The organism is Streptomyces sp. NPDC057253 (genome assembly GCF_042669125.1).
Lineage (GTDB): Bacteria > Actinomycetota > Actinomycetes > Streptomycetales > Streptomycetaceae > Streptomyces.
In genome coordinates, this window is sequence record NZ_JBHUXV010000097.1 from 1 (window position 1) to 20005 (window position 20005).

General features: G+C 71.8%; 16 protein-coding genes. 10 read left to right on the forward strand and 6 right to left on the reverse strand.

Going from position 1 to position 20005, the window contains the following annotated elements; genetic code table 11:
* Nucleotides 1-8 precede the first annotated feature (8 nt).
* Complete coding sequence (locus ACFULQ_RS36440; protein ID WP_383552414.1) at nucleotides 9-2666, forward strand: DEAD/DEAH box helicase; 2658 nt, start codon at nucleotides 9-11, stop codon at nucleotides 2664-2666.
* Nucleotides 2663-3934 (forward strand): SWF or SNF family helicase, encoded by a 1272-nt coding sequence (locus ACFULQ_RS36445; RefSeq protein ID WP_383552350.1) that lies wholly within the window; start codon nucleotides 2663-2665, stop codon nucleotides 3932-3934. Before ACFULQ_RS36440 ends, ACFULQ_RS36445 begins: the two co-directional genes overlap by 4 nt.
* A 49-nt stretch (nucleotides 3935-3983) precedes the next feature.
* Here the strand turns inward: ACFULQ_RS36445 and ACFULQ_RS36450 are convergent, their stop codons facing one another.
* Both ACFULQ_RS36450 and xylA read right to left on the reverse strand, forming a co-directional pair.
* Nucleotides 3984-4451, reverse strand: coding sequence for a hypothetical protein (locus ACFULQ_RS36450; RefSeq protein WP_383552352.1), 468 nt, complete (start codon nucleotides 4449-4451; stop codon nucleotides 3984-3986).
* 230 nt (nucleotides 4452-4681) lie between these two features.
* Nucleotides 4682-5848, reverse strand: coding sequence for a xylose isomerase (gene xylA, locus ACFULQ_RS36455; protein WP_383552354.1), 1167 nt, complete (start codon nucleotides 5846-5848; stop codon nucleotides 4682-4684).
* Nucleotides 5849-6013: 165 nt separating this feature from the next.
* On the opposite strand from xylA, the gene xylB reads away from it, so the two are divergent.
* The 6 genes from xylB (at nucleotide 6014) to ACFULQ_RS36485 (ending at nucleotide 13539) form a co-directional block, all read left to right on the forward strand.
* Nucleotides 6014-7459 carry a xylulokinase gene (xylB, locus tag ACFULQ_RS36460; RefSeq protein WP_383552356.1) on the forward strand — a complete coding sequence of 482 codons (1446 nt, stop codon included), beginning with the start codon at nucleotides 6014-6016 and terminating at the stop codon, nucleotides 7457-7459.
* Nucleotides 7460-7466: 7 nt separating this feature from the next.
* Nucleotides 7467-8711 carry an ROK family protein gene (locus ACFULQ_RS36465; protein WP_383552358.1) on the forward strand — a complete coding sequence of 415 codons (1245 nt, stop codon included), beginning with the start codon at nucleotides 7467-7469 and terminating at the stop codon, nucleotides 8709-8711.
* Between the two features lie 227 nt (nucleotides 8712-8938).
* Nucleotides 8939-9952 carry an acetamidase/formamidase family protein gene (locus tag ACFULQ_RS36470; RefSeq protein ID WP_383552359.1) on the forward strand — a complete coding sequence of 338 codons (1014 nt, stop codon included), beginning with the start codon at nucleotides 8939-8941 and terminating at the stop codon, nucleotides 9950-9952.
* A 29-nt stretch (nucleotides 9953-9981) separates the two neighbouring features.
* Nucleotides 9982-10581 carry an N-acetylmuramoyl-L-alanine amidase gene (locus tag ACFULQ_RS36475; protein WP_383552362.1) on the forward strand — a complete coding sequence of 200 codons (600 nt, stop codon included), beginning with the start codon at nucleotides 9982-9984 and terminating at the stop codon, nucleotides 10579-10581.
* A gap of 97 nt (nucleotides 10582-10678) precedes the next feature.
* Nucleotides 10679-11959, forward strand: a complete 1281-nt coding sequence (locus tag ACFULQ_RS36480; protein WP_383552365.1) for a GAF domain-containing protein — start codon at nucleotides 10679-10681, stop codon at nucleotides 11957-11959.
* 56 nt (nucleotides 11960-12015) lie between these two features.
* Entirely contained in the window at nucleotides 12016-13539 is a 1524-nt protein-coding gene (locus ACFULQ_RS36485; RefSeq protein ID WP_383552368.1) for an aldehyde dehydrogenase family protein, read from the forward strand.
* 70 nt (nucleotides 13540-13609) lie between these two features.
* Here the strand turns inward: ACFULQ_RS36485 and ACFULQ_RS36490 are convergent, their stop codons facing one another.
* Nucleotides 13610-14488 carry a LysR family transcriptional regulator gene (locus ACFULQ_RS36490; RefSeq protein ID WP_383552371.1) on the reverse strand — a complete coding sequence of 293 codons (879 nt, stop codon included), beginning with the start codon at nucleotides 14486-14488 and terminating at the stop codon, nucleotides 13610-13612.
* Between the two features lie 104 nt (nucleotides 14489-14592).
* Complete coding sequence (locus ACFULQ_RS36495; RefSeq protein ID WP_383552374.1) at nucleotides 14593-15531, reverse strand: hypothetical protein; 939 nt, start codon at nucleotides 15529-15531, stop codon at nucleotides 14593-14595.
* A gap of 384 nt (nucleotides 15532-15915) precedes the next feature.
* Here ACFULQ_RS36495 and ACFULQ_RS36500 point away from each other — a divergent pair, with 384 nt between their 5' ends.
* Both ACFULQ_RS36500 and ACFULQ_RS36505 read left to right on the forward strand, forming a co-directional pair.
* Nucleotides 15916-16734 carry an alpha/beta fold hydrolase gene (locus ACFULQ_RS36500; protein ID WP_383552377.1) on the forward strand — a complete coding sequence of 273 codons (819 nt, stop codon included), beginning with the start codon at nucleotides 15916-15918 and terminating at the stop codon, nucleotides 16732-16734.
* Nucleotides 16735-16859: 125 nt separating this feature from the next.
* Nucleotides 16860-17582 (forward strand): SDR family NAD(P)-dependent oxidoreductase, encoded by a 723-nt coding sequence (locus tag ACFULQ_RS36505; protein WP_383552380.1) that lies wholly within the window; start codon nucleotides 16860-16862, stop codon nucleotides 17580-17582.
* A gap of 57 nt (nucleotides 17583-17639) precedes the next feature.
* Here ACFULQ_RS36505 and ACFULQ_RS36510 read toward each other — a convergent pair whose 3' ends face one another.
* Both ACFULQ_RS36510 and ACFULQ_RS36515 read right to left on the reverse strand, forming a co-directional pair.
* A complete protein-coding gene (locus ACFULQ_RS36510) occupies nucleotides 17640-18986 on the reverse strand; it encodes a DEAD/DEAH box helicase (RefSeq protein WP_383552417.1) in 1347 nt (448 codons plus the stop codon).
* 149 nt (nucleotides 18987-19135) lie between these two features.
* Nucleotides 19136-19984: an endonuclease/exonuclease/phosphatase family protein gene (locus ACFULQ_RS36515; protein ID WP_383552383.1), complete on the reverse strand. Its 849-nt coding sequence runs from the start codon at nucleotides 19982-19984 to the stop codon at nucleotides 19136-19138.
* Between the last annotated feature and the right edge of the window lie 21 nt (nucleotides 19985-20005).

Sequence of the window (20005 nt, forward strand, 5' to 3'; positions counted from 1 at the left end):
GTGCGGAGCTGGTGGAGCTGCCCGCGGTGCTGTTGCCGGTCCGCGCCGCGCTGCCGGTCCTCACGCGTGCGCGTGCCTCCGCGCAGGGACATCGGGCGACCGAGTTCTGGGGCGCCGCGGCGGTACTCGCCCTCCAGTGCGTGGCGCGCGGGCTGCTGCTGCCCGGCCTGTCCCCCACCGACCACGACGCCTGGCGGATCGGCCCCTTGGGCACGGCGGACGTCGCTCGCGTCCGCCGGCTCGCGGCCGCGATGCCGCCCGAGGCGCACGCCGTTCCCCTGAGCGGCACCGGGCCGCTGCGACTGCCCGAGCCCGAACAGCTGCTGCGGGACTTCCTGGACGCCGTCGCGGACACCCTGCCCCGCTCCCCCGCGGCGCCGCTCGTGACCGGCGGGCCCGTCTACGCGGCCCAGGAACCGCAGCACGTGCCCGAGCAGCGCGCGTGGGCGGCGGACGTCGCCGCGGGCCATGACGCGGGCGTACGTGTCTCGTTGCGGATCGAGGTCCGGGGCCTGGTCACCGACAGCGCAGCCCACGGTCCGGGCGCGGATGAGGCACCTTCCTTCCGGGCCGTTCTCCAGGTGCACGACGTGAGCGATCCGACGGTCGTCGCCGACGCCGCCGAAGTGTGGGCGGGAACCGCTGCCTTCGGCTCACGCGCGCGCATGGACGTCCTCCTCGCGCTCCGCCGTGCGGCGCGCGCCTGGCCACCGCTCGCACCGCTGCTCTCGGACCCGGTCCCGGACGCCGTGGAGCTCGTCGACGAGGAGGTCACCGACCTCCTGGGCCCGGGCGCCCGGGCTCTCGCCGACATCGGGGTCGAGGTGCACTGGCCCAGGGAGTTGGCCAGGAACCTCACCACGCGCGCGACGGTCGGCCCGCCGGACGACGGGGTCGGCTCGGGCGCTCCGTCGTTCCTGTCGGCCGACGCCCTGCTCGCGTTCGACTGGCGGTTCGCGTTGGGCGACCGGCAGCTCACGCGCGAGGAGCTGGACCGGCTCGCCGAGTCGAACCGCCCTGTCGTGCGGCTGCGCGACCAGTGGGTGCTGGTCGACCCGCGCGAGGTGCGCCGTGCACACGCCCGGCAGGACCACAAGGTGACGCCCGTCGACGCCCTGAGCGCCGCGCTGACGGGCTCCGCCGAGGTCGACGGCCGCAGGGTCGACGTACAGCCCACCGGCTGGCTGGCGGCGCTCAGGGACCGGCTCGCGGACCCGGAGGGTCAGGAGCCGGTCCCGCAACCCGCCGCGCTCGCCGCCACTCTGCGCGACTACCAGCGCCGTGGCCTGAACTGGCTGGCCCGCATGACCTCCTCGGGGCTCGGCTGCTGTCTCGCCGACGACATGGGGCTCGGCAAGACGATCACCTTGATCGCGCTGCATCTGCACCGGCAGAGCGACGGCGCGTCCGCCGGCCCCACTCTCGTGGTGTGCCCGACGTCCCTGATGGGCAACTGGCAGCGCGAGATCGAGAGATTCGCCCCGGGTACGGCGGTGCGCCGCTTCCACGGCCCGCGGCGCGACCTCGACGGCCTGGCCGACGGGGAGTTCGTGCTGACCACGTACGGCACCATGCGGCTGGACGCGCCCCGTCTCGCCGACGTGGCCTGGGGAATGGTCGTGGCGGACGAGGCGCAGCACGTGAAGAACCCGTACTCGGCGACCGCCCGGCAGCTGCGCTCGATCGGGGCACGGGCACGTGTGGCGCTCACCGGCACTCCGGTGGAGAACAACCTGTCGGAGCTGTGGGCGATCCTCGACTGGACGACTCCGGGTCTGCTGGGCCGGCTCGGCACGTTCCGCGAGCGGTACGCGCACGCCGTCGAGAGCGGCCGGGACCCCGCCGCCGCGGAGCGTCTGGCCCGGTTGGTGCGGCCCTTCCTGCTGCGCCGCCGCAAGTCGGATCCGGGCATCGCTCCGGAGCTGCCGCCGAAGACCGAGACCGACCGTGCCGTGTCGCTCACCCCGGAACAGGTCGGCCTGTACGAGGCCGTGGTGCGGGAGACGCTCGCGGAGATCTCCGCGGCGGACAGCATGGCGCGCCGCGGGCTGATCGTGAAGCTCCTGACCGGCCTCAAGCAGATCTGCAACCACCCGGCGCAGTTCCTCAAGGAGGAGCGGCCCACCATCGCGGGCCGCTCCGGGAAGCTGGAACTGCTGGACGAGCTCCTGGACACGATCCTCGCCGAAGGGTCGAGCGTGCTGGTGTTCACGCAGTACGTGCGCATGGCCCGCCTGATCGAGAGCCATCTGGCCTCGCGCGGTCTGCCCTCGCAGTTCCTGCACGGGGGGACACCGGTCGCCGAGCGCGAGGCGATGGTGGGGAGGTTCCAAGAAGGTGAAGTGCCCGTGTTCCTGCTGTCGTTGAAGGCGGCGGGCACCGGTCTGAACCTCACCCGGGCCGAGCACGTCGTGCACTACGACCGCTGGTGGAACCCGGCCGTCGAGGCACAGGCCACCGACCGCGCGTACCGCATCGGACAGACCCGTCCCGTGCAGGTGCACCGGCTGATCGCCGAGGGGACGATCGAGGACCGCATCGCCGACATGCTGCACCGCAAACGGGAGCTGGCCGACGCGGTGCTCGGTGCCGGCGAGGCGGCCCTGACCGAGCTGACGGACGCCGAGCTGGCCGATCTGGTCGAACTCCGAGGGGGCGCACGATGACGGGACACGACGACGGCGCGGAGCGCACGTTCGCGGCCCTGCCGCCCGCGCAGGGCAGAGGTTTCGCGCAGACGTGGTGGGGCCTGGCCTGGTTGCGGGCGCTGGAGGACACCGCGCTGGACTCGGGGCAGGTGAAGACGGGCCGTCGGCTGGCACGCGCGGGTGCGGTGGGCGCGGTGTCGGTGCGCGCGGGACGCGTCACGGCCGTCGTCCTCGACCGCGACCGCACCCCGCACCGCGCCGACGTCCTGCTGGCGGAGCTGTCGGCCGAGCAGTGGGACCGTTTCCTCGACCTGACCGTCGAACGATCCGGTCACCTCGCCGCGCTGCTGGACCGCGAGATGCCCACGCACCTGGTCGAGGACGCGGCGAGCGCCGGCATCGAACTGCTGCCGGGGCTGGGCGACCTGGAACCGGAGTGCGACTGCGGCGCCTGGGACCACTGCGGGCACACGGCGGCCCTCTGCTACCAGATGGCCCGTCTGCTGGACCAGGACCCCTTCGTCCTGCTGCTGATGCGCGGCCGCGGCGAGCAGAGCCTCCTGGACGCCCTTCAGGCCCGCTCCGCCGCGCCCGTGGAGGAGGACTCCGCCCCGGAGGGCGTGGACGCCGCCGAGGCGTACGCGGCCGGCGACATCCTGCCTCCGCTGCCCACGCCGACGGAACCGCCCCCGGAGCCCGGCCTTCCGCCCGCGCTGGACACCGACGCACCACCGGAACCGGGAGTGGACCCGGTCGCCGTCCGCCATCTGGCCGCGCGGACCGCCGTAGAAGCGCATCGGCTGCTCGCGGAGGCTCTCCGGCCGTGCTCCGACCAGCACACAGGTGCCGAACTGACGGCAGCTCAGGACGCGGTGCGTCTCGCCGTCGACGCGCCCGACCAAGCCGTGACGGCGCGGCTGGCCGAAGGATCGGGGCGCGATCCCCAGTCCCTGGCGGTCGCCACGCGTGCGTGGAAGCTCGGTGGCGCGGCCGCACTGGCCGTGCTGGAGGAGGAGTGGGCGCCCGACGAGCAAGGTGAGGTTCACGCACGCGCGCGTGCCGCCCTGCACGCGGCCTGGGACGAGGACGAGCGGCCGTCCCTGCGGATGGCCGGCAATCGGTGGACCGTCATGGGTGCGCCCGCCCAGATACGCCTGGGACGGGACGGGCGCTGGTGGCCCTACCGGCGGGAACAGGGGCGCTGGGTGCCCGCGGGCCCGGCCGCCCTGGACCCCGCGACGGCACTGGCCTCGACGGAATCCGCCTCGGCCGAACCTGAGGGGTAGCCCGGCCCCCTCAGGAGCGTGCCGCTGCGCCAGGTCAGGGCGGTCGTCGTCACAGGGACGGGAGGAACGACTCCAGGTCGCTGGGGAACTCGCTCGGGAACTCGCTGGGGATCTCGCTCGGGAACCGCGACGGAAGCTCGCTGGGCAGTTCGCTGGGGAGCTGTGTGGGCAGGCTGAACGACGGCTTGGGAGAGCCGCTCGTGCTGGTCTGCGGAGCGGGGGTCCTGTCCGGTGAGTCGTCGCTGCCCGACGCCATGAAGAACACGACCGTCACCGCGACGGCGGCCACGATCAAGGCGAGCAGGGCGAACAGCGGACCGCGGCGGCGACCAGGGCCTCCGGGCCCGCCGCCCGGGCCTTCGCGGACGGGCGGTATCGGCTGGGTCGAGGGCAGACCCCCGTAGGGGTTCGGGCCGTTGCGCCCGAAGTCGTCAGGAGGTGGTCCGAAGCCACCACCCGGGGGCGGTGTGTCGCCCGGCGGTCCGGGCGGCTGGGGCGGTACCGGCGGCATGGCCATACCGTCCACGGTCGCCGTGAACCGGTCACGGGGCGACCCCCGCGCGGGAGTTGATACGGCCTCATGCCGTGGATCGCATGATTCCGGAACATTCCGCGCGGGGTGACCCCCCACTACGCGTGCGTGCGCCTGACCTGTCGGCCCGTACCCGTGCACTCCGACCGTCGGCACCTGCGTGTGCCGTCAGCGGAGGCCGGTCACGACCGACCGCACGCACGCGTGGGCTTCGTTCAGCCGCGGGCACCCAGGAGGTGGTCCATGGCCAGCTGGTCGAGCTGCTCGAAGGCCATGCCGCGTGCGGCGGCCGCCTCCACGTCGAAGTCCTCGAAGGCGCTGCGGTCCGCGAGCAGCGCCTTGAGGCCGTCCGCCGCCGTCTGCTGCGCCAGCTCGTCCAGTCGAGCGGCGCGCAGCGCCTCCTGGACCTGCGGGTCGGCGCGGAAGGCGGTGGCGCGCTCCTTGAGGATGAGGTAGTTGCGCATGCAGCCCGCGGCCGACGCCCACACGCCGTCGAGGTCCTCGGTCCGCGGCGGCTTGAAGTCGAAGTGCTTCGGACCGGCGTAGCCGGCGCTCTCCAGGAGGTCGACGAGCCAGAAGGCGGCACGCAGGTCACCGGCGCCGAAGCGGAGGTCCTGGTCGTACTTGATGCCGGACTGGCCGTTGAGGTCGATGTGGAAGAGCTTGCCCGCCCACAGGGCCTGCGCGATGCCGTGCGGGAAGTTCAGTCCGGCCATCTGCTCGTGGCCGACCTCGGGGTTCACGCCGTACAGCTCGGGGCGCTCCAGGCGCTCGATGAACGCGAGGGCGTGGCCGACGGTGGGCAGCAGGATGTCGCCGCGCGGCTCGTTCGGCTTGGGCTCGATCGCGAACTTCAGGTCGTAGCCCTGCTCGGTGACGTACTCGCCGAGGAGGTCGAAGGCCTCCTTCATGCGGTCGAGAGCCACGCGTACGTCCTTGGCGGCGCCGGACTCGGCACCCTCACGGCCGCCCCAGGCGACGTAGGTCTCGGCGCCGAGCTCGACCGCGAGGTCGATGTTGCGGATGGTCTTGCGCAGGGCGTACCGGCGTACGTCGCGGTCGTTGGCGGTGAACGCGCCGTCCTTGAAGACCGGGTGCGTGAAGAGGTTCGTGGTCGCCATCGGCACCTTCATGCCGGTCGCGTCCAGGGCCTCACGGAAGCGCTTGATGTGACCCTCGCGCTCGCTGTCCGAGGACCCGAAGGGGATCAGGTCGTCGTCGTGGAAGGTCACGCCGTGGGCGCCGAGCTCGGCCAGGCGCTGCACCGACTCGACCGGGTCGAGGGCACGGCGGGTGGCGTCGCCGAACGGGTCCCTTCCCTGCCAGCCGACGGTCCACAGGCCGAAGGTGAACCTGTCCTCGGGGGTGGGCTGGTAGTTCATGACGCGGCTCCTTGCTGCTCCGGACTATTTCGTCATGGCGGTTTACAAATTAGTATGCACACACGTCTCTGGGAAGAGACAAGGTGTCTCCGGGTGGAGACACGAGCCGCATCCGAGGTCATGAGCCGCCGCCGGGTCATGAGCCGCGCACCAAGGGAGAGCCCGATGTCAGCAGCCGAGGGTCCGCTCGTCGTCGGCGTGGACACGTCGACCCAGTCCACCAAGGCGCTGGTGGTCGACGCGGCCACCGGCCAGGTCGTCGCGCGCGGCCAGGCACCGCACACCGTCTCCTCCGGGGCCGGCCGCGAGAGCGACCCGCGCCAGTGGTGGGACGCCCTGTCCGAGGCCCTGCGCCAGTGCGGGGACGCGGCCCGCGAGGCCGCCGCGGTGTCGATCGGCGGCCAGCAGCACGGCCTGGTCACCCTGGACGAACGGGGCGAGCCGGTGCGCCCGGCCATGCTCTGGAACGACGTGCGCTCGGCGACCCAGGCCCGCCGGCTCATCGAGGAACTGGGCGGCCCGAAGGCCTGGGCGGAGCGCACCGGCAGCGTGCCGGGCGCCTCCTTCACGGTCACGAAGTGGGCCTGGCTCGCCGAGCACGAGCCGGAGGCCCTGCGCGCCACGAAGGCCGTCCGGCTGCCCCACGACTACCTCACCGAACGCCTCACCGGCGAGGGCACCACCGACCGCGGCGACGCCTCCGGCACCGGCTGGTGGGCGTCGGCGACGGAGTCGTACGACAGCGAGATCCTCGCCCATGTGGGCCTCGACCCCGCCCTGCTCCCCCGCGTGGTCCGGCCCGGCGAGGTCGCCGGAACCGTCCGCGACGGCCATGACCTGCCGTTCTCCAAGGGCACCCTGGTCGCGCCCGGCACCGGTGACAACGCGGCGGCGGCGCTGGGCCTCGGGCTGCGTCCCGGGACACCGGTGATGAGCCTCGGCACCTCGGGCACGGTGTACGCGGTGTCGAAGCGGCGCCCCGCCGACCCGACCGGCACCGTGGCGGGCTTCGCCGACGCGCACGGCGACTGGCTGCCGCTCGCCTGCACTCTGAACTGCACGCTCGCGGTGGACCGCGTCGCCGCCCTGCTGAACCTGGACCGCGAGGCCGTGGAGCCGGTCTCGGGGGTCACCCTGCTGCCCTACCTGGACGGCGAGCGCACCCCGAACCTGCCGAACGCCTCCGGGCTCCTGCACGGCCTGCGCCACGACACCACCGGCGGACAGCTCCTCCAGGCGGCCTACGACGGTGCCGTGCAGGCGCTGCTGGGGGCGCTTGACCTGGTGCTCGACGCGGACGCGGACCGTTCCACGCCGCTGCTGCTGATCGGCGGCGGCGCCCAGGGCACCGCCTGGCAGCAGACCGTACGACGGCTCTCGGGGCGTCCGGTGCAGGTGCCCGAGGCGAAGGAACTGGTCGCGCTCGGCGCCGCCGCGCAGGCCGCAGGGCTGCTGACCGGCGAGGACCCCGGGGCGGTCGCACGCCGCTGGAACACCACCGCCGGGCCCGTGCTGGAGGCCGTGGAACGGGACGACGAGACGCTGGCCAGGATCGCCGGGGTACTCTCCGACGCGGCGCCGCTGCTGGAGCGGGGGACCTCTGAGAAGTGAGGGAGGCATGACCGCACCGCTGCACGACGCCCGATCGGCCGGCCCGGGGCGCGGCCCGCACGACGCCCGCCCCGCGGGTCCTCCCCGTGGCCTGCCCGACACCCAGCAGGGCATGCGCCGCCGCAATCTGGCCCGCGTGATGCACGCCGTCAGCGCCGAGGGGCCGCTGTCGCGTGCCGCGGTCGCCTCGCACATCGGTCTGACCAGGGCCGCGGTGTCGACCCTCGTCGACGAGCTCATACGCTCGGGGCTCCTGGAAGAACTGGGCCCCGAGCGCCCCGGCCGGGTCGGCAGGCCGGGCTCCGCACTCGCCGTCAGCGGGCGGGGGCCCGCCGGGATAGGCGCGGAGGTCGGCGTGGACCACCTCGCGGTGTGCGCGGTCGACCTGCGCGGAGAGACCCGCGCCCGGGTGGTGCGGTACGGCGCGAACCGGGGCCGCGCGCCCGAGCCGGTACTCGCGGAACTCGCCTCGCTGGTGCGCCAGGTAGCGGCGGAGGCGGAAGGCGAAGGGCTGTGGCCCGCGGGGCTCGCCGTGGCGGTGCCCGGCCTGGTGGCGCGTGACGCGCGGACCGTGGTCCGCGCCCCGAACCTCGAGTGGCACGACACCGACCTGGGCGCTCTGCTGCCTGCGGACTTCCCGCTGACCGTGGGCAACGAGGCCAACTTCGGCGCACTGGCCGAACTCTGGCTCGGCGACGGCACGCCCCACGACTTCCTGCACGTCTCGGCCGAGATCGGCATCGGCGCTGCCCTCGTGGTGGATGGCCAACTGCTGCGCGGCACCCGCGGTTTCGCGGGCGAGCTGGGTCATGTGCCGGTCCGCCCGGACGGTCCCCGCTGCCCGTGCGGAGGGCGGGGCTGTCTTGAGCAGTACGCCGGTGAGGAAGCGGTGCTGCGGGCGGCCGGCCTCGAACCGGGCGAGGACCGGGTCGGACTGCTCGCGCAGCACGCGGCGGACGGCGATGAGGACGTACGAGGCGCCCTGCGCGAGGCGGGAGAGGCGCTCGGTATCGCGCTGACCGGGGCGGTCAATCTGCTGGACCCGGAAGGTGTGGTGCTCGGCGGTGCGCTGGCGGAGCTCGCGCCCTGGCTGCTGCCCTCGCTGCGGGACGAGCTGGCCCGGCGCACCGCCGGTGCGGCCTGTCCGGTGTCGGTGTCGCGGCTGGGTTCGCAGGGGCCGCTGCTCGGGGCCGCCCACTCGGTGGTGCGGGCTGTGCTGGACGACCCGTCGGTCGTGGGCGAACGGGCCTGATCCCCTCGTCACTTCACCCCACCGGGTGAGGGAGTTGTCCACACGTCCAAGGTTGTCCACGGAAACACCAAGCGGTCTTCTGTCCCATCGGCACCCGCCGTACCGTGATTCACGCGAGGCACCCAGCGGCCTCGCACAACGGCGAGCGGGGGGACATGGAGACCGTCGTCGCGGTTGGCGCGGTGCTGGGCTTGGTACAAACCCGACCGAATCGGAGCCGTGCAGCGATGACCGACCCCCGAATCCTGACCGTGCGGCCCGAACCGGGCGAGTACGCCTGGACGTTCGGCGGTGCCCCGCCCGTGGCCCGCATCCAGCCCGGCACCGTCCTCGACCTCTACACGGAGGACTGCTTCGCGGGACGGGTGCGGTCCGAGAAGGACCTGGTGTCCGAGGTCTGCGAGTTCCCCTTCCTCAACCCGCAGACCGGTCCCTTCCACATCGAGGGCGCGGAGCCCGGCGACACCGTCGCCGTGCACTTCGTGTCGGTGGAACCGGCCCGGGACTGGGCCGCGTCCACCACGGTCCCTCTGTTCGGCGCGCTCACCTCCACGCACACCACCGCCACACTTCAGCCCCCGCTGCCGGAGACCGTGTGGATCTGGCAGCTGGACCGGGCCCGGCGCACGGCGATGTTCCGGGCCCACGACAGTGACATCGAGATCGAGCTGCCCATGGACCCGATGCACGGCACCGTCGGAGTGGCGCCCGCCAATCTGGAGGTCCGCTCGGCACTGGTGCCCGACGCGCACGGCGGGAACCTGGACACACCGGAGATGCGGGCGGGCGTCACCTGCTACCTCGGGGTCAACGTGGAGGGCGCCCTGCTCAGCCTCGGGGACGGCCATGCCCGGCAGGGCGAGGGAGAGACCTGCGGGGTCGCCGTCGAGTGCGCGATGAACACCGTGGTGATCGTGGAGCTGCTCAAGGGGCTCGCCACGCCCTGGCCGCGCATCGAGTCGGACACCCACATCATCTCGACCGGCTCGGCCCGCCCGCTGGAGGACGCCTTCCGGATATCGCAGCTCGACCTGGTGCGGTGGTTGGTCCGCGACTACGGATTCAGCGAGCTGGACGCGTACCAGTTCGCGACCCAGGCCGTGGAATCGCCGCTCGCCAACGTCTGCGACACCAACTACACGTGCGTGGCGAAGATCCGCAAGGAATGGCTGCCCGCGCGCGAGACTCACCGCGGAGTGCACGACCGGCTCCGTGAGACCGCGGCGGCCTTTCGGGGCTGAACGCCGCCGACCTGAGAGGCACTTGATCCTTGGAACGCGCCAGACCGCTGTTCGACCGACGGCGGCTGCTGAAGGGCGCCGTGCTGGCCGCCGTACCGTACGCACTGCTTCCCGAGACACGAGCCGAGGCGGCTCCACGGACCGCCGACTACCCCCTCGCCGAGTGGCAGCCGGCCACGTCGTCCAACTTCACGGAGTCGGACCGTCCGTGGTCCTACCGGGTGAACCTGGTGGTCGTCCACGTCACGCAGACCTCCTACACCGAGGCCCTGGACATCTTCAGCAACCCGGCGAAGCAGGTGTCCGCGCACTACGTCGTGCGTTCGGTGGACGGGCACATCGCGCAGTGCGTGCGGGAGGCGGACGTCGCCTGGCATGCGGGGAACTGGGACTACAACACGCACAGCATCGGCATCGAGCACGAGGGGTGGGTGGACAGGCCCGCCTACTTCACCGACGCCCTGTACGAGGAGTCCGCGAAGCTCACGGCGGGGATCTGCGAGAAATACGGCATCCCCCGGGACCGTGAGCACATCATCGGGCACTACGAGGTGCCGGGTTCGGACCACACCGACCCGGGGCCGCACTGGGACTGGACGCGCTACATGAGGATGGTGGAAGCCATGTGAGTCCGCGTCGTCCGGGTGACGCCGGTCGAAGAGGTTGTCCGGGCGGGCACCCGGAGTGACGATGTTCCCAGTCGCATCGCGTTCCGGGGAGGCCGAGTTGTCCGATCCATGGGTGGCCCTGGAGGCGGGGGCCGACCCTGCCGAGCGTGTCCGGATGCTGCTGCGGGCGCACGAGACGTTCACCGAGGCGGGTACGGTGCAGCGGCCGGTGCGCCCGGTGGTGGCGGACTCGTGGCGGCGTTCCGCACGGGCGGGGGTCGGACCCGACGGGACGGCGAGTGTCGAACTCAGCGACGGCGACCTCGGCGCGTACCGGGCCGAGCATCCGCTGGCGCGGGTCATGCCGCTGTTCCGTGAACTGATGGGGACCTTCGCCTCCGACGGGGAGCATCTGCTCGCGGTGTGCGACGAACACGGCAGGCTGCTCTGGGTCGAGGGACACGCGACAACCCGGCGGCAGGCGGGCCGGATGAACTTCGTGCCGGGGGCTCGGTGGTCGGAGACCGCGGTCGGGACGAACGCTCCGGGTACCGCGGTGGCGGTGGACCGGCCGGTGCAGGTGTTCGCGGCGGAGCACTTCATCCGCCGGGTGCAGCCGTGGACCTGCGCGGCGGCACCGGTGCACGATCCGCGGACCGGGCGGGTGCTCGGCGCCGTGGACATCACCGGCGGGGACGGGCTGGCGCATCCGCACAGCCTGGGCTTCGTCCAGGCGGTCGCGCGGGCCGCCGAGTCCCAGCTCGCGCTGTTGCTCCCGCAGCAGCCGGCCACCGACACCCCCGAACTGAGCGCGCTGGGCCGGGACGAAGCGGTTCTCGCGAGGGCCGGCCGCAGGATCAGGCTGAGCCGACGGCACAGCGAGATCCTGGTGCTGCTGTCCCGGCACCCCGAGGGTCTGAGCGGGGACGAGCTGCTGTGCGCGCTGTACGAGGACGAGTCGGTGACGCCGGTGACGCTGCGGGCCGAACTCGCCAGACTGCGCCGGGTGCTGGGGCCGGGGCTGCTGGCGTCGCGGCCGTACCGCTTGACCGTGCCCGTCGAATCGGACGTGGCGGTGGTGGAGCGGCGGCTGGAGAGCGGGGCGGTGACGGGGGCGGCGCGGGGGTACACCGGTCCGCTGCTGCCGGCCTCGCAGGCTCCGGCGGTGGCACGGCTCAGGCGCCGGGTCGCCGACGGGCTGCGCACGGCGTTGATCGCCCGCCGGGATCCCGACCTGCTGGCGGACTGGGCGCACGCGCCGTGGGGCGAGGACGACATCGACGTGTGGCGGGCGCTGGCCGCCGTACGGCCGTCGGCCGGCGTCCGGGCCCGGCTGGCCGCGCTGGAGTCGGAGCTGGCCGCGCCGACGGCAACGTGGTTGCAACGTCCGCGCTCCTAGCCTCACGCGCAGAGCCGCCCAACGGCGGGCGGCGCTGCTGAAGGAGGCTGGCCAGCATGACCCGTTACGCGGCACCCGGCACCGAGGGCGCGATCGTCTCCTACCAGGCGCGCTACGACCACTTCATCGGTGGGGAGTACGTGCCGCCGGCGCGCGGGCAGTACTTCGAGAACCCGTCTCCGGTGAACGGTCAGCCGTTCACCGAGGTCGCACGGGGCACCGCGGAGGATGTGGAGCGGGCGCTGGACGCCGCGCACGCCGCCGCACCGGGCTGGGGCCGGACCTCGGTGACCGAACGCTCCGACATCCTTCTCAAGATCGCCGACCGTATGGAGGCGAATCTGGAGAAGCTGGCCGTCGCGGAGAGCTGGGAGAACGGCAAGCCGGTCCGGGAGACGCTGGCGGCCGACATCCCCCTGGCCATCGATCACTTCCGCTACTTCGCGGGGGCGATCCGGGCGCAGGAGGGTTCGCTCGGCGAGGTCGACGACGACACGGTGGCGTACCACTTCCACGAGCCGCTCGGGGTCGTCGCACAGATCATCCCGTGGAACTTCCCGATCCTGATGGCGGTGTGGAAGCTGGCCCCGGCCCTCGCGGCGGGCAACGCGGTCGTCATCAAGCCCGCCGAGCAGACCCCGGCCTCCATCCACTACTGGATGAGCCTGATCGAGGACCTGCTGCCGCCTGGCGTGGTGAACATCGTCAACGGCTTCGGTGTGGAGGCCGGGAAGCCGCTCGCGTCGAGCCCGCGGGTGGCCAAGGTGGCGTTCACCGGCGAGACCACGACGGGGCGGCTGATCATGCAGTACGCCTCCGAGAACATCAAGCCGGTCACCCTCGAACTCGGCGGCAAGTCACCGAACATCTTCTTCGACGACGTCTGGGCGCGGGACGACGACTTCCGTGACAAGGCGCTCGAAGGGTTCACGATGTTCGCCCTCAACCAGGGCGAGGTCTGCACCTGCCCGTCCCGGGCGCTGATCCAGACCGGCCACTACTCCGAGTTCCTGGAGGCCGCCGTCGCCCGTACCGAACTCATCAAGCCGGGCCACCCCCTCGACACCGAGACGATGATCGGAGCGCAGGCCTCCAACGACCAGCTGGAGAAGATCCTCTCCTACCTGGACGTCGGCCGGCAGGAGGGAGCACGCGTGCTCACCGGCGGCGAACGCATCGAGTACGACGGCGAGTTGAAGGGCGGCTACTACGTCCAGCCGACGATCTTCGAGGGCGACAACCGGATGCGGATCTTCCAGGAGGAGATCTTCGGCCCGGTCGTCTCGGTGACGTCCTTCGCCGACTTCGACGACGCCCTGAAGATCGCCAACGACACGCTGTACGGCCTCGGGGCGGGCGTGTGGACCCGGGACATCAACACGGCGTACCGCGCGGGCCGCGCGATCCAGGCGGGCCGCGTCTGGACGAACTGCTACCACGCGTACCCGGCGCATGCCGCGTTCGGCGGGTACAAGCAGTCGGGGATCGGGCGGGAGACGCACAAGATGATGCTGGAGCATTACCAGCAGACGAAGAACCTCCTCGTCTCCTACAGCCCCCAGAAGCTCGGCTTCTTCTAGGTCCTCAAGTGGGTGGTCCGGAGGCGCTGTTGCTCTTCGGGCCACCCGGCACGGAACTCGACGTTCACCGTCAGGCCGGGCCCGGGCCGAGCATGCGGCGGGAGAGGTCGGCGAACTGGTTCAGTTCGGGCATGGTCCGGTGCTTGCTGTAGGCCAGGGCGACCATGCGTGGTGCGACGCCCTCCAGGGTCAGGTAGGCGACGTCGTCGCGGCGGTAGAAGGCGGCCATGCCGGCCGGCATCACATAACAGCCGGCGCCGGACGCCACCCCTTCCAGGCACTCCTCGATCGTCACCGGGAAGCGCCCGGCGTCCGTCTGCGGTGGGAGGGGTTCGTGCGGCAGGCGCCCGCGCCATTCCGGGACGTCCCGCGGGTCCTGCAACAGGACCAGGTCCCGCAGGTCCTCGACATGCACCGCCTTGAGTTCTGCGAACGGGTGCGTGCTCGGCAGGGCCACCACGCGGGGCTCAGGGAAGAGCGGAACCACCTCGAACATGCCCTCCGGCAACGGCAGCCGGACGTAGCACACGTCGACCCGGCCATCGATCAGGAAATCGGCCTGGTCGGTGATCGACGTGTGCACCACCTCGATCTCCAGTTGCGGCGCCATCGCGGCGAACTCACGCACGATGGGGGTGACGACGATGCCCGGCATGAAGCCGACGGCGAAGTGGTTCACCTCCCGGTTCGCCCTGCGCACCCGCTGCTGCACCGCCTGTGCCATCGCCAGCATCGGCCGGGCGTCCTCCAGCAACTGGTGTCCGGCCCGCGTCAGTACGGTGCCCTGCCGATCCCGCAGGAAGAGGACCACGCCCAGGTCCTCCTCCAACGCCCGGATCTGACGGCTGAGTGCGGGCTGGGTCATGTACAGACGGCTCGCCGCTCGCACGAAGCTGCACTCCTCTGCCACGGCCACGAAGTAGCGCAACCGGCGCAGGTCGAGGTCCATGCGGGTCATGTTAGCCGCGCGCTGGTTATGGCATCTGTCTCAACTTGCCTGGACAGCAGTGGAGTTGACCTGACCCCCGGTTCCGGCGGGAACCGGGGGTGCGTTCAGCGGTCGATGTCCCGGTTGCGCCAGCTGAGTTCGTAGGCCGCCCGGCGAGCGCGCATCAGTTCGCCGAGCGGCCGGTGCTCCGGTGCCGCTGTCCAGGGGTTGAAGCTGCTCCTCTCGACGGTCTCGGCCAGCGCCTGGTCCGGCCCCTGGCGCGGCAGGCGCAGGCGCGCCATGGTGTGCCACGGCGCGTCCCATCGGACCGTGGAGTCCTCGATCGGCGTACGGCTCTCGTCCTCGAAGAACTGGGCCTGAAGCCGGAACTCCAGGTCGCCGTCCGCGAGTCGGCCGTAGATGTCCGCGGCGAGGTCCTTGCGCGCGTCCTTGTTGATCGTCGTCGAAGCCGCGCTCAGCTTCAGCCGGGCCGCGTAGTCGCCGAAGGTCACGGGCATGATGCTGAAGAAGTCGTGCGTGGCGAATCCGCTGAACGGCTTCACCATGTCCCGGACGTTCGCGACGGCACTGCGCGTGAGCCCCGGCTTCATCGTGGCCTTGCGCAGCGCGGCGACGGGCGCACTCGTGGAGAGGTCGACGATTCCGACGACGTCCGCGCTGCCGCTGACCTTGAGGGTCTCCTGGCTGACGAGGGTGAAGTTCTGCTCGACCTCGGGGGACGACGGTGTCGTGGCCCTGAGCACTTTGATCGCGAACCCGCGGATGTCAGGAGCCCGGTCGCTGGAGAAATTCCCGTTGGACAGCCGGACATGGGCCTCGAAAACCGCGGGAGCGGCGAAAATTCCTTGCCGCGCGTAATCAGGAAGACCTTCCTCCACCACGAGGAAGGCCTTCAGTGCGGCCACTTGGTTGCGGTGCAGTGCTCGTCCGGGGCCCTGCTTCTTCAGACGCTTGCTTTGCAGTTCACCGAAAACATGCACCTGTTGTTCGTGCCGGGTCCTCTCGTCGGGCAGGAACACTTCGCGCCATTCAGTGCTTGGCATGGAACAGAACCTTTTCGGAGTTCGGGCCCTCCGTCGGACTGAGGGCCATGACGGTCCGGCGCCGGCATCGGCGCCTGCTGGTCTGCGGCTTTCACCGAGCATCGCGGCCCATGGCTCGGCGCGCCAATGCCGATTGCCCGAACCGTCATGCCGAACCGGCATGACCGGCAGCAGGATCGGCATTGGCGGGACCGAAGCAGCAGCCGCCATAGTCGATTTCGCGAAGCGCTGCGGATCCATACAGAGCCGCGACAAACCCGCGACAAACCCGCGGCAAACAGGGATTCCGTTTCCCTGCGGATTGCACCGCATCCCGATACCGATCCGGTTGCACCACTCGCATCACTCGCACCACTCGCATTAGTTGAGAGGAATCACCACGACATGAAGTCCACCGTTCGCATCAAAACGTTGGCAACCGCCGGACTCGTGAGCGCCGCGGCCGTGGCATCGCTCGCCGTGCCGAACGATCACGCCGTCGCCTCGCCGGTCGCGCACCGCGCCAAGCCGACGGTGGTTCTGGTCCATGGAGCCTTCGCCGACTCCTCCAGCTGGAACAGCGAGATCGGCTACCTGCGACGCCACGGCCACGCGGTCTACGCGATCGACACCCCGCTGCGCGGCCTGGCCTTCGACAGCGCCTATGTCGAGGCACAGCTCAAGACCATCAAGGGGCCCGTGGTCCTGGTCGGCCACTCCTACGCGGGAGAGGTCATCAGCCAGGTCGCCGCCACCACGCCGAAGGTCAAGGCCCTGGTGTACGTGGCCGCTCTCATCCCCCAAGTGGGCGACTCCGCCAACTCCCTGATCGGGCAGTTCCCCGGCTCGCGGCTCACTCCGGAGAACCTGCGCACCGTGCCCCTGCCCGGCGGTGACACCGACGTCTACATCAAGGCCGACAAGTACGGGAGCGTGTACGGCAACGGGCTGTCGAAGCCGGCCATCGAGGTCGCCTCGGTGACCCAGGAGCCGATCGCGTTCTCGGCCTTCAGCGACAAGGCCACGGTGAACCCGCCGGCGAAGACGCCGAAGTGGGCGGTCGTCGCGACCGAGGACCACGCCGTCCCGACAGCCGCCCAGAAGTACCAGGCCGACCGAGTGGGCGCCCATGTCATCCGCGCGCGCTCGGGACACGACGTTCCGTCGATCAGCCCCGCGGCGGTCAACCGTGCCATCGTCGCCGCCGCCGACTCCGTGCACTGACCGACCCAGGCGGCGGGCCGCCCGTAGGCCACGAAGCCGAGCGTGAGGATGGCGCGGGTCTACGCTGGTGGGAATCTTCGAAAGGAAGCCTCCGTGCCCAGCAGCCTCCCGTCGGCGGTGTCGTCATGAGCCGGATCCTGGTGACCGGTTCCGCGGACGGGCTCGGACGGGCCGCCGCCGATTCCCTGCTGGCGGCCGGCCACGACGTGGTGGTGCACGCCCGGAACCCCGAGCGTGCGGCGGATCTCGACTCGCTGGTCGGCCGTGGGGCGCGGCTCGTGGTGGGTGACTTCACGGAGCGGAGTGCCGTACGGCGCATCGCTGCCGAACTCGACGGCGAGCCGCTCGACGCCGTGATCCACAACGCCGGTGTGTGGAGCGGGCCCGCGGTCATGCCGGTCAACATCATCGCGCCGTACCTGCTCACGGCTCTGCTGCCAGGGCCGCGCCGACTGGTGTATCTGAGCAGCGGCTCGCACTACGGGGGCCGCCCCTCGCTCGACGGGGTCGACTGGCGGGGCGGGAGCGCGGGGTCGTACTCCGACAGCAAGCTGTTCGTCACGGCGCTCGCGACCGCAGTGGCCCGGCTGCGGCCGGACGTGCTGAGCAACGCGGTCGATCCGGGCTGGGTGCCGACGAAGATGGGCGGCCCCGGCGCACCGGACGACCTGGAGGAGGGTCATCGCACCCAGGAGTGGCTCGCGGTCAGTGACGAACCGCAGGCCCTGGTCTCGGGCGGCTACTGGTACCACCGTGAGCGGCAGGAGCCGCATCGCGCGGTGCACGACGAGGCGTTCCAGGACCGGCTCCTGGACGCCCTGGCCGAGGAGACGGGCACCGCGCTCTGAGCCGCCCGGCGCGGGCTGATGTCCGTACGTCCACCGGCGCCGGGCAGGACGCTTCTCTCAGCCGCCCCGCCGCACCCGCGCCGCCCTGCGGGCCTCGGCGAGCTTGCGGGCCTCGTCGCTCTTGCGGGACGGGCGGGAGGGCCTGCCGGCGGATCCGCTCTGGCCGTCCTTGGTGCTGCCCAGGCCGCGGAACGGGGCGTTGTGGTTCTTGGGGCGTGCGGCGGCGGGACCGCCGTCGAGCGGTACTCCGGAGGGAGCCTTGGCGCCGGTGATCCGGCTCAACTGCGCCTCGCCGGAGCGCACTTTGCGGACTTGAGGGGTGACGCCTGCGTCCGCCATGACCTCGCTCGTCTCGCGGCGCTGTCCCGACAGGACGAGGGTGACGACGGTGCCGGAGCGGCCCGCCCTGGCCGTGCGGCCCGCGCGGTGCAGATAGTCCTTGGGGTCGGTGGCCGGGTCGACGTTGACCACCAGGTCGAGGTCGTCGACGTGCAGGCCGCGTGCGGCGACGTTCGTCGCCACCAGCGCGGTGACCTGCCCGTCCTTGAACTGGGCCAGCGTGCGGGTGCGCTGCGGCTGGGACTTCCCGCTGTGCAGGGCGGCGGCGGGCACCCCGCTGGCCCGCAGATGCCGGGTGAGCTGGTCGACACCGTGCTTGGTGTCCAGGAACAGCAGGACACGGCCGTCACGCGCGGCGATCTCCGTGGTCACGGCGTACCGGTCCGGGCCGTGCACGACGAGGACATGGTGCTCGATGGTGGCGACCGCGCTGGACGAGGGGTCCACGGAGTGGACGGCGGGATCGCGCAGGTAGCGCTGGACCAGTTGGTCGACGTCCCGGTCGAGGGTGGCGGAGAACAGCATGCGCTGCCCGTCGGGACGGACCTGGTCCAGGATCTCGGTGACCTGGGGCAGGAACCCCATGTCGCACATCTGGTCGGCCTCGTCGAGGACGGTGATGCGCACCCTTCCCAGGCGGCAGCCCTTGCGCTCGATGAGGTCGTGCAGCCGGCCGGGGGTGGCGACGACGATCTCGACGCCGTCCCGCAGCGCGGCGGCCTGCCGGCCGATGGACACGCCGCCCACCACGGTGGCGAGCCGCAGCCCCAGGGCCTCGGCGTACGGGGTGAGCGCCTCGCCGACCTGCTGCGCCAGCTCCCGGGTGGGCACCAGCACGAGCGCCAGCGGCTCCTTGGGCTGGGCGCGCCGTCCGGCCGTACGCGCGAGCATCCCGAGGCCGAAGGCGAGTGTCTTGCCCGAGCCCGTGCGGCCGCGGCCCAGGACGTCGCGGCCCGCGAGCGCGTTCGGCAGCGTCGCCGCCTGCACGGGGAACGGTACGGTCACGTCGTGCGCGTCGAGTGTCCGCAGCAGCTCCGCGGGCAGCCCGAGCCGGGCGAAGGACACAGGTGCTGAATCGCTCACAGAGAGCCTTCCTCCGAGGGGACCGTACCGAGGAAGGCGCGGCGGGGACGCGGCCACCGGCCCGGACGCCGAACGACGCACCGGCACGGCGGCACTGCAAACGCCCGACACTAGCACGCGCCGGTGTCCCGCTAGGGGCGCGCGGTCAGGGACAGGTCGGCGTAGAAGATGTCGTGGTCCGAGACCTCGGTGGTGCGGACGTGGTGGCTGAGAGGGGCGACGTCGCGGAGGAAGACGTAGTCGAACTTGCTCTGCCAGTCGGTGGTCGGCTCGCAGGGGCCGCTCCGGGAGGGGTGGCACTCGGGGTCCGCGTCCGCGGCCAGTTTCCACATCGGGGCGAGTTCGGGGGCGTACGGCACCGCGTTGAAGTCGCCGATGACGATCACGCGGTCGTACCGGGCGACCTCGGCGGCGAGGACGCGGACCTGCTCCGCCCGGACCTCCTCCTGGCGTCGTTCGGCGAGGTGGGTGTTGAAGAGCCGGACCGGGCGGCCGCCCACCGTGGTCGTGACCTCCATGTACCCGCGGTCCTCGGAACCGCCGTCGGGATACTCCTCGGCGACGACGTGGGTCATCGGGGCCGCCGAGAGGATCGCCTCGCCGTAGCCGCCCGGGTTCCACGGTGCTCCCCCGCAGCGGCCCCAGCTCTGCAGGACCGGCCCGTACTCGACGTGGTAGACGAGCCCGTGGAGGTTCTCCAGATAGTCCCGGATCTTCGCGACGTCGCCCACGCACGCCTCCTGCAGGCCGACGACCTGGGGCGCGTACTTGGCGATCTCGGCGGCCCGGTCGTCGTTGCCCGTCTCGCAGGGGTTGCAGAGGTTCCAGGTCATGACCCGGTTCGGTACGACGTCCTTGACCGGCTTGACCGGCGCGGACCCGGCGTCGAGGGCTCCGCTTGGCGCGCTGGGACCGGAGAGCACCATCCAGGCCACGACCATGGCACCCACGAGCAACCACGTGCTCTTTCCGAGCACCATTGCCTCCTCGACGTGGATCCA